The following is a 14,997-nucleotide window of genomic DNA, read 5'->3' as shown; positions in this document are numbered from 1 at the left end:
CGCCTGTTTAGAGTTCGTGCCGGCTCCGGGCAAGGCCGACCGGCGCGAAACCGATTGAGCCAATTTACCGGCTCCGGACCGCTTCCGTGTACACGGCGAGTTGACCGATCTGGACACAATTCTGCCGAACCGGCATGTTGACTAATGTAATAACATCACATATCGACGAGTGCTCTCGAATTCGTGTCCGATCCGGAACGCCTGATGACAAATGCCTGCCTGACCTTCCGCGACCTGACGCTCGGTTACAACAGCCATCCGGCCATTCATCACCTCAACGGCACGGTCCGAAAAGGCTCGCTGACTGCCGTTGTCGGCGCCAACGGCTCGGGCAAGTCGACGCTGATGAAGGGCATTGTCGGCGTGCTGAAGCCGATGGAGGGCACGGTTGTCCGCGCGCCCGGCGTGCGCACCGCTTATCTGCCGCAGCAGTCGGAGCTCGACCGCAGCTTCCCGGCGCGGGTGGTCGACCTGGTCTCGCTTGGCCTGTGGCCGAAGCGCGGCATGCTCGGACGCTACACCAAAGAGGATCGCGAGTCGGTCAGCAAGGCGCTGATGGCGGTCGGGCTCGGCGGCTTCGAGAAGCGGCCGATCGACACGCTCTCCGGGGGTCAGCTGCAGCGCACGTTGTTTGCCCGCGTGCTGTTGCAGGATGCCGACCTCATCCTGCTCGACGAGCCGTTCAATGCCGTCGACGCCAAGACCGTCGGCGACCTCATCCAGCTGATAAAGCGCTGGCATGGCGAGGAGCGCACGATCATGGTGGTCGTCCACGACCTCGATCTCGTGCGGCGGAATTTTCCCGAGACGCTGCTGCTCGCCCGCCAGCCTGTCGCCTGGGGCGACACAAAACAGACGCTCAGGCCTGAAAACCTGCTCAAGGCGCGGCGTTTTCACGAGGCCTGGGAAGAGAACGCGCCCTGGTGCGAGCCCGATGACCATGGCCATGACCACGAACATCATGACCACGCGCACGCGCATGATCATCATCACGGCCATGGCTCCGGACCGAGGGCGGCGTGATGGAGTTTCTCTACGGCCTGTTCATCCAGCCCTTCGCCGATTTCGCCTTCATGCAACGGGCGCTGTTCGGCTCGCTGATGCTGTCGCTCGGCGCCTGCCCGGTCGGCGTCTTCCTGATGCTCAGGCGCATGAGCCTGTCGGGCGACGCAATGGCGCACGCCATCCTGCCCGGTGCCGCCGCGGGCTTCCTGTTCTATGGCCTCGAGATCCTGCCGATGACCGTCGGCGGGCTGATCGCCGGCATCATCGTCGCGCTCGGCGCAGGGGCGGTTTCGCGCTTCACCATCCAGCGCGAGGACGCCTCGATGGCGGCCTTCTATCTGATCTCGCTCGCCATCGGCGTGCTTATGGTGTCGATCCGCGGCTCGAGCGTCGACCTGATGCATGTGCTGTTCGGCACCGTGCTGGCGCTCAACAACGAGGCGCTGATCCTGATCTGCGGCATCGTGGTTGTGACGCTCGCCTGCCTCGCCATCTTCTGGCGGGCGCTGGTCGCCGAATGCCTCGATCCGCTGTTCCTGCGCTCGGTGAGCCGCATGGGCAGCCCGGTCCATTTCATCTTTCTTGGGCTGGTCGTGCTCAACCTCGTCGGCGGTTTCCAGGCGCTGGGCACGCTGCTCTCGGTCGGGCTGATGATGCTGCCGGCCGCCGCCGCCCGCTTCTGGACGGTTCGCGTCGAGCCGATGTGCGCGCTGGCGGTGCTGATCGGCTTTGCCTCCTGCATAGCCGGACTGCTTTTGTCCTATCACGCCTCACTGCCGTCCGGCCCGGCTATCATCCTTTCGGCCGGCGTCGTTTATTTCTGCTCGATCCTGTTCGGCACGCGCGGCGCGCTGCGCGCCCGTATCGTGCATCACCGCCACCGCACAGCTTAATCCCCAAGCAAGGAGACTCTTCCCAATGTTGAAATCCTTCCGCGCCGCCCTGGCGCTGAGCGTTATAACATTAAGCGCTTTCGCCACATCGTCCGCTTTTGCGGCGCCGCTCAAGGTGGTGGCGAGCTTCACGGTGATCGCTGACTTTGCGAAAAATGTCGGCGGCGACCGCGTCAACATCACCACCATCGTCGGCCCGGACGGCGACGCGCATGTCTACGAGCCGACCCCGGCCGATGCGGTGGCGATGGCCGGCGCCGATGTCGTGCTGGTCAACGGTCTGCATTTCGAAGGCTTTTTGCAGCGCCTGGTCGACACCAGCACCACCAAGGCGACGATCGTGACGCTGACCAAGGGCGTGACGCCAATCGCCTTCAAGCCGGAATTCGCCGATGCCGACGCGGCCGAAGGCGCCGGCACCGGCGGCGGCAAGACGGTCAACGACCCGCACGCCTTCCAGTCGATCGCCAATGCCAAGATCTACGTGAAGAATATCGCCGATGCATTCTGCGCCGCCGATAGCGCGGGCTGCGACAGCTACAAGGCCAATGCCGCCGCTTACACGCAGAAGCTCGACGCGTTGGAGGGCGAAGTGACCGCGGCGATCCAGGCGATCCCCGAGGCCAAGCGCGTCGTCATCACCTCGCACGACGCCTTCGGCTATTTCGAGCATGCATACGGCCTGACCTTCCTTGCTCCGCAAGGCATCTCGACCGATTCCGAGCCTTCGGCGGCCGACGTGGCCAAGCTGGTCAACCAGGTCAAGGAGGACAAGGCGGCGGCGATCTTCATCGAGAACATCACCAACCCCAGGCTCATCGAGCAGATCGCCAGCGAGACCGGCATCAAGGTCGGCGGCACGCTCTATTCCGATGCGCTGTCGCCGCCCGACGGCCCGGCCTCGACTTATATCGACATGATGCACAACAACATCGAGCAGTTCAAAGGCGCGCTGCTCGGAAGCTAAGCGGCATCATCCAACCGGGCTAAAATCGGCCCGGTTGGATTTTCCGCCCCGCACTCTCTATTTGGCAGAGAGATCCGGTGCTACGGATTGCCGCTAATGCCGCGCGGTGGCATGACTGCGGCCAAAGAGATTGCGAGGACGATGCCATGGAATACCGCCAGATCAGCGAAGACTATTCGGTCTCCGGCCAGATCCAGCCTGAGGATATCGTTGCCATCAAGGACGCCGGCTTCAAGAGCATCATCTGCAACCGCCCGGACGACGAACAGCCCGGCCAGCCCTCGGCCGACAGCGTCAAGGCGGCCGCGGAAGCCGCGGGGCTCGCCTTCCGCTACATTCCGGTGATCAGCGGCCAGCTCACCATGGACAATGTCGAGGATCAGGCCGAGGCGCTCGACGAGCTCGAAGGCCCGGTCTTCGCCTATTGCCGCTCCGGCGCGCGCTGCACCAACCTCTATGGGCTGATCCAGCAGCAGCGGGGGTGAAAGCTTGGCGCATTGGCGAGAGCCAATTCCGCAGGTTCCCGTTCCGTCGCCGTCGCATCCAACAAAGATCTCCGCAAACTAAATCGGCAGCGCGCCGGTCTCTTTCAGCGTCTCCAGCACGATCGCTGTCTTGACGTGCTGCACCGATTCATGCGGCAGCAGCACGCCGTTGACGAACTCGGACAGCGATTTGAGATCGGGCGTCACCACCTTCAGGATGTAATCCATCTCGCCGGTCAGCGCGTGCGCTTCCTGCACCTCGGGCAGCCGCGCCACCAGCTCGCCGAAGCGGCGGGCATTGTCGCGGTTGTGGGTGGCCAAGGTCACCGAAATCACATTGACCAGCGAAAAGCCGAGACGGTCGCGGTCGAGCACGGCGCGATAGCCCCTGATATAGCCATCTTCCTCCAGCCGCTGGCGGCGGCGCGAGCATTGCGAGGCCGACAGGTTCACACGCTCCGAAAGGTCGTTGTTGGTGAGCCGCGCATCGCCCTGCAGGAGCGCCAGTATCTTGCGGTCAAATTGATCAAGGCGCGCATCATCCATGATTTTCTCCCCAATCATGCACAATCTACGCACATGATGGGCATTCCAGGCGGTTGAATGCAAGCACCATGCAGCCGTCCAGCGTTATTATGGTGAAAACTGGCCAAGCACGGCCGCACCAGCTTTCGGAGGACTGCCATGGGCCCCTTCCCGCATGACGCCCCGCCTGCCAAGATCAGCAAGGCGAATCCCGCCGGCACCGACGGCTTCGAATTCGTTGAGTTCGCGCATTCAGACCCGGCAAAACTCGCCGAGCTCTTTGCCCGCATGGGCTATGTCGCGGTGGCGAAGCACCGCACCAAGGACATTACCGTCTGGCGCCAGGGCGACATCAACTATGTCGTCAATGCCGAGCCAGGCTCGCATGCGATGAAATTCGTCGAAAAGCACGGCCCCTGCGCCGCCTCGATGGCGTGGCGCGTGGTCGATGCCAAGCATGCCTTCGACCATGCCGTGTCGAAGGGTGCTGTGCCCTATGAGGGCACCGACAAGGCGCTCGACGCGCCGGCGATCGTCGGCATCGGCGGATCGCTCCTCTATTTCGTCGAAATCTATGGCGAGAAGGGCTCGGCTTACGATGCCGAGTTCGAGTGGCTGGGCGAGCGCAATCCAAAACCCGACGGCGTCGGCTTCTACTATCTCGACCACCTGACCCACAATGTCTATCGCGGCAACATGGACAAGTGGTGGGATTTCTACCGTGACCTGTTCGGCTTCAAGCAGATCCATTTCTTCGACATCGACGGCAGGATCACCGGACTGGTCAGCCGGGCGATCACCTCGCCCTGCGGCAAGATTCGCATTCCGCTCAACGAGTCCAAGGACGAAACCAGCCAGATCGCCGAGTATTTGAAGAAGTACAATGGCGAGGGCATCCAGCACATTGCCGTCGGTACGGACGCGATCTACGATGCCACCGACAAGCTCGCCGCCAACGGGCTGAAGTTCATGCCCGGCCCGCCCGACACCTATTACGAGATGTCGCATGAGCGCGTGCACGGCCATGACGAGCCGATCGAGCGCATGAAGAAGCACGGCATCCTGATCGACGGCGAAGGCGTCGTCGACGGCGGTATGACCAAGATCTTGCTGCAGATCTTCTCGAAGACGTTGATCGGGCCGATCTTCTTCGAATTTATCCAAAGGAAGGGCGACGAAGGTTTTGGCGAAGGGAATTTCCGCGCGCTGTTCGAATCGATCGAGCAGGACCAGATCAAGCGTGGCGTGATCAAGCTGGATGGCAGGGCGGCGTAGTCAGCCGAAAGACCAAGCCGCCGGCTACTCTAAAGGCCGGCGGCCTTCCTCAGAATTTCGTTGATTCGGCTCTGCCAGCCGGGCCCGCTGGCACGGAAACGAGCAACCACATCGCTGTCGAGGCGCAGCGTTACCTGCTTCTTCGGATTGTCGAGTGCCGGCCGACCACGTGAGCGGCGAATGCTTTCGGCAAGGTCCGGAAACACGTCGGCGAAGGGACGAGCATTCCGAAAATCCTCCTCGGTCCATTCGGGATTGTCCGAAACCGCATCCCAATCTTCCTCGGTGAATCCCTTGCCTGACTTGAATCCGTTGTCCAGCTTTGTAGTGTTCAGCTTAGCTTTCGCCATCGAACAATCTCCTTTCCGTCTGGTTGGCCGCCCGCATTGAAATAACCGAGATGCCTTCGGAGCCAAGCCGGGAAAAGACCACTGCACAACGCCGCCGCCGACTACCCGACCAATCGCCATGAAACGGCCGGATTTGGCCGCCCGGATCGCCGAGGCAAGGAAAAACTCCTCGTCTAGCGCCGCGAAATCCAAGCCGTGTTTGTCAATGTTGGCCAACCGTTTAGGTTCATCCCAGACGATCTGCATCTGAATTTATGTACCTACATGAATTAAGTCAATAATTTTCGTAACTACAATAATTCCCGAAGCGTTCTCACTTGTTCACAACCCAAGCCGCTCGACCTCGTCCTTCCTGAGCTTAATGTCGTAATCGAGCAAGAACTCATCCAATTGCGGCGGTGCAACCGAGGTGCCCGACAGCATCGCGTGCACTTGGCCGCGATGGTGGATGTCGTGCAGGAAGACATGGGCGAGGATGTCGCCGATCCTTTCGGGGATCATGCCGTCCTCGCGGCGGTCGGTGATGACGCGGCGGTCGAGATCTGCCTCCGACAGGCCGTCGCAGAAGGCGACAAGCCTGCGGTCAAAATCGGTCTGTGTAGCGGCCAGGCTTGACGCATCGTCAAACGGTATGAAGTCGTCATAGGCCGCAGCACCGAGGCCGCCACCGGTCAGAAAATCGAGATAGAGACAATCGACCGCAAGGATGTGGTTGAGCGTCTCCTTGATCGAGGGAAAGAAACTGGTTCGACCGGCCTCGAACTCGCCGGGCTGAAGCTCCAGCACGGCGCGGTAGAGCCGGTCGTTCGACCACAAATTGTTGCGCGCCATCCGGCGCAGGTGCTCGAGCAAGGTCACCCTTTCAGGTTCCTTTCTCCCCCTCGTATTTCTCGACCTTCTGCTCGATGGCGCCGAAGATCGAATGGCCGGCCTTGTCCTTCATCTCGATCCGCACCGTGTCGCCGAAGCGCAGGAACGGTGTCTTCGGCTCGCCGCTCTCGATGGTCTCGATCATGCGCAGTTCGGCGATGCACGAATAGCCGGCGCCGCCTGCCGCGACCGGCTTGCCTGGCCCATCATTCAGCTTATTGGAGACGGTGCCGGAGCCGATGATGGCGCCGGCGGCGAGCGGCCGCGTTTTCGCGGCATGCACGATCAAGGCCGGGAAATCGAAGGTCATGTCGATGCCGGCATTGGCACGGCCGAACGGTTTGCCGTTGAGATCGGCGAGCAGCGGCAGGCTGACCTTGCCGCCGTCCCAGGCATCACCAAGCTCGTCCGGCGTCACCGCGACCGGCGAGAAAGCAGAAGACGGCTTCGACTGGAAGAAGCCGAAGCCCTTTGCCAGTTCCGGCCCCGTGATGGCGCGAAGCGTCACATCATTGACCAGCATGACGAGGCGGATGGCCTCGCGTGCCTCGCCCAGCCCGGCGCCCATCGGCACATCGCCAACGATGACGGCAACTTCCGCCTCCATGTCGATGCCGAAGGCTTCGTCGGCCATGCGGATCGGATCGCGCGGCGCAAGGAAGGAGTCCGAGCCGCCCTGGTAGATCAGCGGATCGGTCCAGAAACTCGCCGGCATCTCGGCGCCGCGTGCCTTCCGCACCAGCTCGACATGGTTCACATAGGCGGAGCCGTCCGCCCATTGATAGGCGCGCGGCAGCGGCGAATGGGCGTCATGCTCGTGAAAGCGGGCCGAGGGCACCGCGTTGGTCTCGAGCGATTCCGCCATCGCCGCCAGATGCGGCGCCAAGCGCTCCCAATTGTCGAGCGCAGCCTGCAGCGTCGGCACCAGGAAAGAAGCGTCTGTGAACCGCGTCAGATCGCGCGAGACCACGACCAGTTTTCCGTCGCGCGTCCCGTTCTTCAAAGTGGCAAGCTTCATGCGGTTTCCTCTCCTCGCGGGCTTCGTGCCGCTCGTCCCACAACAAGGCCGTGGCGAGTGATCGTCAAGCCACCCGCCGATGTTTTCCTGACTCTGACCTCACCAATCAGGGCCAGTCGCCTTCCGGCGTGCCATTGAAGCGCTTCTTCAGGTCGGCCCAGCAGTCGATGTAGTTCTCCTGCAAGGTTTCGAGCTCGGCGGCGTAGCGCGTCAGCATCTGCGGAAAGCGCGTCTCGAACATGAAGGCCATGGTGTTGTCGAGCTTGACCGGTTTCAGGTCGGCGCGGGAGGCCTTCTCAAAGCCGGAGGCGTCGGGTCCGTGCGCCAGCATCTGGTTATGCAGGCTGATGCCGCCGGGGACAAAACCTTCCTCCTTGGCATCGTACTGGCCGTGGATCAGGCCCATGAACTCGCTCATGATGTTGCGGTGGTACCAGGGCGGCCGAAAAGTGTTTTCCGCCACCAGCCAGCGCGGCGGGAAGATGACGAAGTCGACATTGGCGGTGCCCTCCTCGCCGCTCGGCGCCGTCAGCACGGTGAAGATCGACGGGTCAGGGTGATCGAACAGGATGGCGCCGACCGGCGAAAACGTCGCCAGATCATATTTATAGGGCGCGTAGTTGCCGTGCCAGGCGACGACGTCGAGCGGCGAATGGCCGAGCTCAGTGACGTGGAAAGTGCCGCACCATTTGACGATCAGCCGGCATGGCGTCTCCTTCTCCTCGAACCAGGCGCAGGGGGTCTTGAAGTCGCGCGGATTGGCCAGGCAATTGGCGCCGATCGGGCCGCGGTCGGGCATGGTGAATTTTGCCCCGTAGTTCTCGCAAACATAGCCGCGCGCCTGACTGTCGGCGAGCTCGACCTTGAAGACGAGGCCCCGCGGCAGCACCGCGATCTCGCCGGGGCGAAGCTCGATGACGCCCATCTCGGTGACAAAGCGCAGCGTGCCGACCTGCGGCACGATCATGAGCTCGCCGTCGGCATTGAAGAAATGGTCGTCGACCATCGAGCGGTTGGCGACATAGACATGCGCCGCCATGCCGGACTGGCCGACCGCGTCGCCGGCGGTGGTCATGGTGCGCATGCCGGAGATGAAGTCGGTCGGCTCGGTCGGGATCGGAACAGGGTTCCATCGGTATTGGCCGAGCGCCAGCTCGTGGTCGCCGACGTTGGGCGCCGTCTTCCACATGGGATAGCTCGCGCCCTTGAAGCGGCCGGTGTGTTTCACGCTGGGACGGATGCGGTAAAGCCAGGAGCGCTCGTTGGTGCCGCGCGGCGCGGTGAAGGGCGAGCCCGAAAGCTGCTCGGCATAGAGCCCGTAGGCCGGCCGCTGCGGCGAGTTGCGGCCCTGCGGCAGCGATCCCGGCAGCGTCTCGGTCTCAAAATCATTGCCGAAGCCCGGCATATAGGAAAAGGCCATCCGATCCTCCCTGATCCCGGGCTGCCGCCCTCAGCGTTGAGGAAGGCTTTCCGGTGATGTTGACCAAACTGGTTTCATTTGTAACCATCGAAAATGTAACTATCAACGCCGAACCCCGCATCGATGGTGCGCCAAATGAAACCGGAAATTCTCGAGCTAGAAAACTTCCTGCCCTACCGGCTCTACCGGCTGGCCGACACCGTGAGCCGCGAATTCTCGCGCATCTACAAGGAGCGCCACGGTCTGACGCGGCCGGAATGGCGCACGCTCTCAGGCCTCGGGCAGCGCGGGATGATGACGGCGACGGAACTCGGCGAGCAGTCGGCCATGCACAAGACCAAGGTGTCGCGCGCGGTCGCCGAGCTCGAACGCCGGCGCTGGCTGACAAGAGCGCCGGACGAGAACGACCGCCGCGTCGAGCATCTGACGCTGACCAAGGCGGGGCTCGCCGCTTACCGGGAAATGGTGCCGCTGGCGAAGGCGTTTGAAAGGGAGCTGCTGGCGAGGCTGAGCGAGGAAGAGAGAGCGGCGATTGTCAGGGGGGTGGCAGCACTGGAAGAGGCTTTATCTTCTTCGTAGCGATCCTTCACACCCCCTCTGTCCGGCAGGCCAAAGAGGGAGCTGTCCCGCAGCATTGCCAGGATGCTGCTTCAACCAAACCCTACCAGTCCATCACCACTTTGCCGGAACTGCCGCTGCGCATCGCATCGAACCCAACCTGGAAATCGTCGATGCCGATGCGATGCGTGATCAGACCCGAGACATCCAGCGGCCCCTGCACCAGGGCGATCATCTTGTACCAGGTCTCGAACATCTCGCGGCCGTAGATGCCTTTGAGATGCAGCATCTTGAAGATGACCTTGTTCCAGTCGATCTCGAAGCCGGCGGGAGCGATGCCGAGGATGGCGATCTTGCCGCCATTGTTCATGGTGTCAATCATGTCGCGGAAGGCTGGCGCGGCGCCCGACATCTCCAGCCCGACGTCGAAACCTTCGGTCATGCCGAGTGCGGGCATCACGTCGCGCAGCTTCTCCTTCGAGGCGTCGACCACATGCTGGACGCCGAGCTTGCGCGCCAGTTCCAGCCGGACCGGGTTGATGTCGGTGATGACGACTTTCCGCGCGCCGACGCATTGCGCGACCAGCGCGCCCATGATGCCGATCGGGCCGGCGCCGGTGACCAGCACATCCTCGCCGACCAGGTCGAAGGACAGTGCGGTGTGGACGGCGTTGCCTAATGGATCAAAGATCGCCGCGATCTCGTCCGGCACGTCGTCGGGGATCGGCACGACATTGTGCTGTGGGATCGCTACATACTCGCCGAAGGCGCCGGGCCGGTTGACGCCGACGCCGAGCGTGTTGCGGCAGAGATGCCCTCGCCCCGCGCGGCAGTTGCGGCAGTGGCCGCAGACGATGTGACCCTCGCCCGAGACGCGCTGTCCGACCTTGTATTCGGTGACGGCCGCGCCGAAATCCGCGACGGTGCCGACAAATTCATGGCCGGTCACCATCGGCACCGGCACGGTCTTCTGCGCCCACTGGTCCCAATTGTAGATGTGGACGTCGGTGCCGCAGATCGCGGTCTTCCTGACCTTGATCAGCACGTCGTTGGGGCCGATTTCCGGCACCGGCACTTCTTCCATCCAGATGCCCGGCTCGGCCTTGGCCTTCACCAGCGCCTTCATCACGTTGGACATCGAACACTCTCCAGAAAATCTTCCCTGTCCTGACGGATCATCAACCTGCCGCTTCCAGGATGCTCTTCAGTCGCAGCAGATCGCGATCGGTCGAACGCCGGACAGCCACGGCTATGAGCGGGGTCATGAGACGGGAAAAGCCGGCCGGCGAGCCGCGATTCCGGAGCGTCATATGCGTGCGGCCTTCGCCGGAATCCCGCCATCCATAGCTCGTCTCCATCGGAAACGGTCCTTCGTCGGATCGCATCACCAGCCTCTCGCCCGGCACGAGATCCAGGATCTTGTAGGTATAAGCGAGCCGCCGTCCGAGGAACTGCGCCTCGAATGCAATTCTCGATCCTATCTGGGCCGGTCGGGGAGTCTTCCATTCCACCGACTTGATGTTGACGTACCAGCGCGGAACATTGTCCGGATCGGAAGAAAAGGCGGCGACAACCGCGCGCGGCCTGGCGATCTCGATACTCCTCGTTACATCGATCGCCATGGCCCTTTTCCATTGCCGGCGGTAGCGTCAAGCGATTACACCCAGTTCCTTCCCGACCTCGCCGAACGCCTCGACGGCGCGATCGATATCGGCGCCGGAGTGCGCCGCCGACATCTGGGTGCGAATGCGCGCCTGGCCCTTCGGCACCACCGGGAACGAAAAACCGATGACGTAGATGCCACGCTTCAGCATGCGAGCCGCCATCTCCTGCGCAAGGGCGGCGTCGCCCAGCATTACCGGGATGATCGGATGATTCGCGCCGGCAAGCGTAAAGCCGAGCTTGCCCATTTGAGACCGGAAGCGTTCCGCATTGGCATATAGGCGGCGGCGCAGCGCATCGCCATTGCGGATCAGCTCGAAGACTTTCAGCGAGGCGCCGGCGATCGCCGGCATCAGCGTGTTGGAGAAGAGATAGGGCCGCGAGCGCTGACGCAGCCAGTCGACCACCTGTTTCTTCCCCGCGGTATAGCCGCCGGACGCGCCGCCCAGCGCCTTGCCGAGCGTGCCCGTGATGATGTCCACCCTGCCCTCGACGCCGCAGTGCTCGGCCGAGCCACGGCCGTTCTTGCCGACGAAGCCGACGGCATGGCTGTCATCGACCATGACCATGGCGTCGTATTTCTCGGCGAGGTCGCAGACTCCTTGCAGGTTGGCGATGATGCCGTCCATCGAGAACACGCCGTCGGTGGCGATCAGTCGGAAGCGGCAGTCCTTCGCCTCCTTCAGCCGCGCCTCGAGGTCGGCCATGTCGTTGTTGGCGTAGCGGAAGCGCTTGGCCTTGGAGAGCCTCACCCCGTCGATGATCGAGGCGTGGTTCAGCGCGTCCGAGATGACGGCATCCTCCTCGCCGAGCAGCGTCTCGAACAGGCCGCCATTGGCGTCGAAGCAGGAGCCGTAGAGAATGGTGTCGTCCATGCCGAGGAAGGATGAGATGGTGGCTTCGAGCTCTTTGTGTTCTTCCTGGGTGCCGCAGATGAAGCGCACCGACGCCATGCCGTAGCCGTAGCGGTCGAGCGCCTGCTTCGCCGCATCGCGCAGCTCGGGGCTGTCGGCGAGGCCGAGATAGTTGTTGGCGCAGAAATTCACGACCTTCTGGCCGGCAACATCGATCAGGGCCGACTGCGTGGAGGAAATCACGCGCTCGGACTTGTAGAGCCCGGCCGATTTCAGGCCTTCAAGCTCGTTGTCGATGTGGGAGAGAAACGCTGCGCTCATGGTCTGGCCCTGTTTGTTCGATGCGGACTGTCGCGCTGCGGACAAGAAAAATCCATCGCAAAAACGACCGCTTCGGTGGCGTTGCGCAAGCCGCGCCGCAGCTCCTTCAGCGCAGCCGGACAAGGATGTGTTCAAATGCGACGATCTGCGAAAGGACATAATAACCATCCTCTCAGCTTTGTCGCGCCGCCGGCTCCGGCACCGCGCCGGTTTGCCGAGCTGTTAACCCTTTCACGTCAAGGGTTCTGGCGCCGCATATTCATGGCAGGAATCCGTCGATCGGGAGGGGTCACTCAGTTATGTCGCAGCAGCCGGTGCACAGCGTTTCGCGCAAGCTGATTCTGCTGATCAAGAGCGGCTACTGGCTGGCCTTGCTGATCATCGCCGCCATGGTGATGGCTTCCTTCATCCTGCTGCAGCAGTTGATGGCGCAGCAGCAGCACAATGACGCACTGCTCAACATCGTCTCCACGCAGAAAGCGCTGTCGCAGCGCATCGTTTTCCTGGCCAGCGCGACCGGTGCCGCCCCGCGCGACAAGCAGCCGGCGCTGGTCACAGCGCTCAAGCAGGCAACGGGCGAGTTCGAGACCAATTACGACCGGCTGCTCAAGGAGACCGGCGCCGATCCGCTATCGCCGTCGCGCAACGATCCGCAATCGATCGAATATGTGCTGTTTAGCAAGCCGTTCCATCTCGACTATTTCTCGGTCGGCCTTATCGCCAACGGCGATCGACTGGTTTCATCATTTGCATCCCAGCTTGGCATGCAAAGCGACGGCTATAAGGGCGGCGGCGAGCGCGTTGGCCTCGACGCCTCCGTCGCCAATGCGACTTTGTCCGGCTATGCCGCGCTCGGCCAGCGCATCAGCGCCTTCGCCACCGAGCGGTCGGATGAGATGCTCAGCCTGCACCGCACGCTGTTCTTTGCCACCATCGGCGTCATCGTGCTGGTCGCGCTATTCATCTTCCGGCCGATGTCCAAGGCCATCCTGCGCAAGACGCATGAACTGGTCGACGCCCGCAATTCGATGGCCTTCATCGCCGTGCATGACGGCCTGACCGGCTTGCACAACCGCACCTTCCTCACCGATCATTTCGACACGCTGATCAAGGGCGCGCATCGTCGCCGCGAGCGGCTGGCGGTGATCCAACTCGACCTCGACCGCTTCAAGCAGATCAACGACACGCTGGGGCACGCGGCGGGCGACTATGTGCTTGTCGTCACCGCGCAACGCATGCGCGATTCCTGCCGCGCATCGGATCTTTGCGCCCGTCTCGGCGGCGACGAGTTCGTGATGATCCTCAACGGCGCCGGCAGCACCGAGGACATCCATGCACTGGCCAAGCGCATCATCGCCAACATCAACGAGCCGATCACCTTCCAGGGCACGACCATAATGCCTGGCGCCAGCGCCGGCATCGCCGTCTATCCAGTCGACGCCGACAACGCGCAGGACCTGCTCGTCCATGCCGATCTCGCCCTCTATTCGGCCAAGAAGCTCGGCGGCGGCAGCTTCTCCTTCTTCTCCGAAGAGCTGCGGCGCGAGCTCGACTACCGCAAGCAGCTCGAGCAGGACATCCGCACGGCGATCGCGGAAAAGACCTTCGAGGTCTATTTCCAGCCGCAAGTGTCGCTCACCAGCGGCAAGATCAGCGGTATCGAAGCACTGGTGCGCTGGAAACACGCCACGCGCGGCATGATCTCGCCCGGCGAATTCATCCCGGTGGCGGAGAAGTGCGGCTTCATGCCGGATATCGGCCGCATCGTCATCAGCAAGGCGATCAACGAAGCCGCCGAATGGGATCGCGCCGGCATCGATTTCGGACGCATCGCCGTCAATGTCTCGGGCACCGAGCTGCGCGAGCCGGATTTCGACAATTTCCTGTTCGGAACGCTGGAGCGGGCAGGGCTTGCGCCGCAGAAGCTGTCGCTGGAAATCGTTGAATCCGTCATCCTCGACGACGAGAAGACCGGCATCGCCGCCAAGCTCAGGCATATCCGCGCGGCGGGCGTCCATCTCGAGCTCGACGATTTCGGCACGGGCTATGCTTCACTCAGCCATGTCAACCCGAACGAGATCGATCGGCTGAAGATCGACCGCCGCTTCGTCCAGAACATCAACGAGAACGGCGACAACACCAAGATCGTGCGCGCCATCACCGAGCTTGCCCGCGGGCTCGGCATCTCGATCGTCGCCGAGGGCGCGGAAACGGAGGCCGAGCTTGACTCGCTTATGGCGATCGGCTGCGACCAGGTGCAGGGTTATTCGATCGCCTTCCCGATGCCTCAGGACAAGGCGCGCGAATGGCTTACCGCGCGCAGCCCGAAGAAGGCGAAGCTCAAGGTGCTGCAGGGCAGCCGGGCTTAACCTCCCACATTCGCCCGAAGCGCCGCCAGCACCCCGGCGAATTCCGCAAGCCGTTCGTCCGGCAGTCCAGCTCTCAGCCTTTTGTCGAAGGCGACGGCCGCGAGGCGCAACTTTTCGAACAGCGCTTCACCGGTTTCGGTCAGCGCCACCTGATGCACCCTGCGGTTCTGCGGATCGCGGCGGCGCGTCAGCAGCCCTTGCGCCTCCATGGCGTTGAGGTGATGCGTCAGCGTCGCGCCCTGGATGCCGATCATGCCGGCAAGCTCGCGCTGGTTGGCCAGTTCCTTCGACTTGACCGATAGCAAGGTCACCCAGACCGGCAGCGTTCCGCCGACTTCCACCAAGGCAGCGTCAAAGGCCTGCGCCACCAGTTTGGCGGTGCGAGCGAGATTCATGCCGATGGGCGGGCGATCAAATGGCGTCAT

At 62.7% G+C, this 14,997-nt stretch carries 16 protein-coding genes; 7 read left to right on the top strand and 9 right to left on the bottom strand.

All coding sequences use genetic code 11. The features are described 5' to 3' along the window. Positions 1-204: 204 nt before the first annotated feature. The 4 genes from aztA to EOD29_RS12940 all read left to right on the top strand — a co-directional run bounded on the left by aztA (position 205) and on the right by EOD29_RS12940 (position 3,350). Positions 205-1,023, top strand: a complete 819-nt coding sequence (aztA, locus tag EOD29_RS12955) for a zinc ABC transporter ATP-binding protein AztA (protein ID WP_067330176.1) — start codon at positions 205-207, stop codon at positions 1,021-1,023. Then, entirely contained in the window at positions 1,023-1,898 is an 876-nt protein-coding gene (gene aztB, locus EOD29_RS12950) for a zinc ABC transporter permease AztB (RefSeq protein WP_067000522.1), read from the top strand. The genes aztA and aztB overlap by 1 nt, the downstream gene beginning before the upstream one ends. A 25-nt stretch (positions 1,899-1,923) precedes the next feature. Next, on the top strand, positions 1,924-2,865 hold the full coding sequence (gene aztC, locus EOD29_RS12945; RefSeq protein WP_127246898.1) for a zinc ABC transporter substrate-binding protein AztC: 942 nt from the start codon (positions 1,924-1,926) through the stop codon (positions 2,863-2,865). Between the two features lie 146 nt (positions 2,866-3,011). After that, positions 3,012-3,350 carry a TIGR01244 family sulfur transferase gene (locus EOD29_RS12940; RefSeq protein ID WP_127246897.1) on the top strand — a complete coding sequence of 113 codons (339 nt, stop codon included), beginning with the start codon at positions 3,012-3,014 and terminating at the stop codon, positions 3,348-3,350. Between the two features lie 78 nt (positions 3,351-3,428). Here EOD29_RS12940 and EOD29_RS12935 read toward each other — a convergent pair whose 3' ends face one another. After that, positions 3,429-3,896, bottom strand: coding sequence for an Lrp/AsnC family transcriptional regulator (locus EOD29_RS12935; RefSeq protein WP_059187534.1), 468 nt, complete (start codon positions 3,894-3,896; stop codon positions 3,429-3,431). A 138-nt stretch (positions 3,897-4,034) separates the two neighbouring features. Between EOD29_RS12935 and hppD the strand changes: the two genes are divergently transcribed. Then, positions 4,035-5,150, top strand: a complete 1,116-nt coding sequence (gene hppD, locus EOD29_RS12930) for a 4-hydroxyphenylpyruvate dioxygenase (RefSeq protein ID WP_127246896.1) — start codon at positions 4,035-4,037, stop codon at positions 5,148-5,150. Positions 5,151-5,179: 29 nt separating this feature from the next. On the opposite strand, the gene EOD29_RS12925 is transcribed toward hppD, so the two are convergent. The 4 genes from EOD29_RS12925 to hmgA form a co-directional block, all read right to left on the bottom strand. Beyond that, entirely contained in the window at positions 5,180-5,500 is a 321-nt protein-coding gene (locus EOD29_RS12925; RefSeq protein ID WP_095801227.1) for a BrnA antitoxin family protein, read from the bottom strand. Positions 5,501-5,821: 321 nt separating this feature from the next. Then, a complete protein-coding gene (locus EOD29_RS12915) occupies positions 5,822-6,358 on the bottom strand; it encodes a DinB family protein (RefSeq protein ID WP_127246895.1) in 537 nt (178 codons plus the stop codon). A 4-nt stretch (positions 6,359-6,362) separates the two neighbouring features. Next, complete coding sequence (locus EOD29_RS12910) at positions 6,363-7,388, bottom strand: fumarylacetoacetate hydrolase family protein (protein WP_095824778.1); 1,026 nt, start codon at positions 7,386-7,388, stop codon at positions 6,363-6,365. A 106-nt stretch (positions 7,389-7,494) separates the two neighbouring features. After that, a complete protein-coding gene (hmgA, locus tag EOD29_RS12905) occupies positions 7,495-8,808 on the bottom strand; it encodes a homogentisate 1,2-dioxygenase (protein ID WP_095801224.1) in 1,314 nt (437 codons plus the stop codon). Between the two features lie 135 nt (positions 8,809-8,943). Here hmgA and EOD29_RS12900 point away from each other — a divergent pair, with 135 nt between their 5' ends. Then, entirely contained in the window at positions 8,944-9,387 is a 444-nt protein-coding gene (locus tag EOD29_RS12900; protein ID WP_164746692.1) for a MarR family transcriptional regulator, read from the top strand. A gap of 82 nt (positions 9,388-9,469) precedes the next feature. Here the strand turns inward: EOD29_RS12900 and tdh are convergent, their stop codons facing one another. The 3 genes from tdh to EOD29_RS12885 are packed head-to-tail and all read right to left on the bottom strand — an operon-like array spanning position 9,470 to position 12,203. Continuing rightward, the gene (tdh, locus tag EOD29_RS12895; RefSeq protein ID WP_127246894.1) at positions 9,470-10,504 is read right to left on the bottom strand and encodes an L-threonine 3-dehydrogenase; all 1,035 of its coding nucleotides are present in this window, start codon (positions 10,502-10,504) and stop codon (positions 9,470-9,472) included. Positions 10,505-10,544: 40 nt separating this feature from the next. Beyond that, on the bottom strand, positions 10,545-10,988 hold the full coding sequence (locus EOD29_RS12890; RefSeq protein ID WP_095801221.1) for an SRPBCC family protein: 444 nt from the start codon (positions 10,986-10,988) through the stop codon (positions 10,545-10,547). A 27-nt stretch (positions 10,989-11,015) separates the two neighbouring features. Beyond that, positions 11,016-12,203: a glycine C-acetyltransferase gene (locus EOD29_RS12885; protein WP_095801220.1), complete on the bottom strand. Its 1,188-nt coding sequence runs from the start codon at positions 12,201-12,203 to the stop codon at positions 11,016-11,018. A 299-nt stretch (positions 12,204-12,502) separates the two neighbouring features. Here EOD29_RS12885 and EOD29_RS12880 point away from each other — a divergent pair, with 299 nt between their 5' ends. Beyond that, the gene (locus EOD29_RS12880; RefSeq protein ID WP_095801219.1) at positions 12,503-14,572 is read left to right on the top strand and encodes an EAL domain-containing protein; all 2,070 of its coding nucleotides are present in this window, start codon (positions 12,503-12,505) and stop codon (positions 14,570-14,572) included. Here the strand turns inward: EOD29_RS12880 and EOD29_RS12875 are convergent. Next, positions 14,569-14,997 carry a MarR family winged helix-turn-helix transcriptional regulator gene (locus tag EOD29_RS12875; RefSeq protein WP_095801218.1) on the bottom strand — a complete coding sequence of 143 codons (429 nt, stop codon included), beginning with the start codon at positions 14,995-14,997 and terminating at the stop codon, positions 14,569-14,571. The two genes, EOD29_RS12880 and EOD29_RS12875, sit on opposite strands and share 4 nt — an antisense overlap.

This window comes from Mesorhizobium sp. M1A.T.Ca.IN.004.03.1.1 (assembly GCF_003997555.1).
In the GTDB taxonomy this organism is placed as follows: domain Bacteria; phylum Pseudomonadota; class Alphaproteobacteria; order Rhizobiales; family Rhizobiaceae; genus Mesorhizobium.
This window is presented reverse-complemented; position numbering and strand designations above follow the sequence as displayed.

What these genes read in the sequence shown, in the direction of transcription:
- aztA (WP_067330176.1), top strand. Translation starts at nt 205, where the DNA reads ATGACAAATGCCTGCCTGACCTTCCGCGACCTGACGCTCGGTTACAAC.
- aztB (WP_067000522.1), top strand. Translation starts at nt 1,023, where the DNA reads ATGGAGTTTCTCTACGGCCTGTTCATCCAGCCCTTCGCCGATTTCGCC.
- aztC (WP_127246898.1), top strand. Translation starts at nt 1,924, where the DNA reads ATGTTGAAATCCTTCCGCGCCGCCCTGGCGCTGAGCGTTATAACATTA.
- EOD29_RS12940 (WP_127246897.1), top strand. Translation starts at nt 3,012, where the DNA reads ATGGAATACCGCCAGATCAGCGAAGACTATTCGGTCTCCGGCCAGATC.
- EOD29_RS12935 (WP_059187534.1), bottom strand. Translation starts at nt 3,896, where the DNA reads ATGGATGATGCGCGCCTTGATCAATTTGACCGCAAGATACTGGCGCTC.
- hppD (WP_127246896.1), top strand. Translation starts at nt 4,035, where the DNA reads ATGGGCCCCTTCCCGCATGACGCCCCGCCTGCCAAGATCAGCAAGGCG.
- EOD29_RS12925 (WP_095801227.1), bottom strand. Translation starts at nt 5,500, where the DNA reads ATGGCGAAAGCTAAGCTGAACACTACAAAGCTGGACAACGGATTCAAG.
- EOD29_RS12910 (WP_095824778.1), bottom strand. Translation starts at nt 7,388, where the DNA reads ATGAAGCTTGCCACTTTGAAGAACGGGACGCGCGACGGAAAACTGGTC.
- hmgA (WP_095801224.1), bottom strand. Translation starts at nt 8,808, where the DNA reads ATGGCCTTTTCCTATATGCCGGGCTTCGGCAATGATTTTGAGACCGAG.
- EOD29_RS12900 (WP_164746692.1), top strand. Translation starts at nt 8,944, where the DNA reads ATGAAACCGGAAATTCTCGAGCTAGAAAACTTCCTGCCCTACCGGCTC.
- tdh (WP_127246894.1), bottom strand. Translation starts at nt 10,504, where the DNA reads ATGTCCAACGTGATGAAGGCGCTGGTGAAGGCCAAGGCCGAGCCGGGC.
- EOD29_RS12890 (WP_095801221.1), bottom strand. Translation starts at nt 10,988, where the DNA reads ATGGCGATCGATGTAACGAGGAGTATCGAGATCGCCAGGCCGCGCGCG.
- EOD29_RS12885 (WP_095801220.1), bottom strand. Translation starts at nt 12,203, where the DNA reads ATGAGCGCAGCGTTTCTCTCCCACATCGACAACGAGCTTGAAGGCCTG.
- EOD29_RS12880 (WP_095801219.1), top strand. Translation starts at nt 12,503, where the DNA reads ATGTCGCAGCAGCCGGTGCACAGCGTTTCGCGCAAGCTGATTCTGCTG.
- EOD29_RS12875 (WP_095801218.1), bottom strand. Translation starts at nt 14,997, where the DNA reads ATGACGCCATTTGATCGCCCGCCCATCGGCATGAATCTCGCTCGCACC.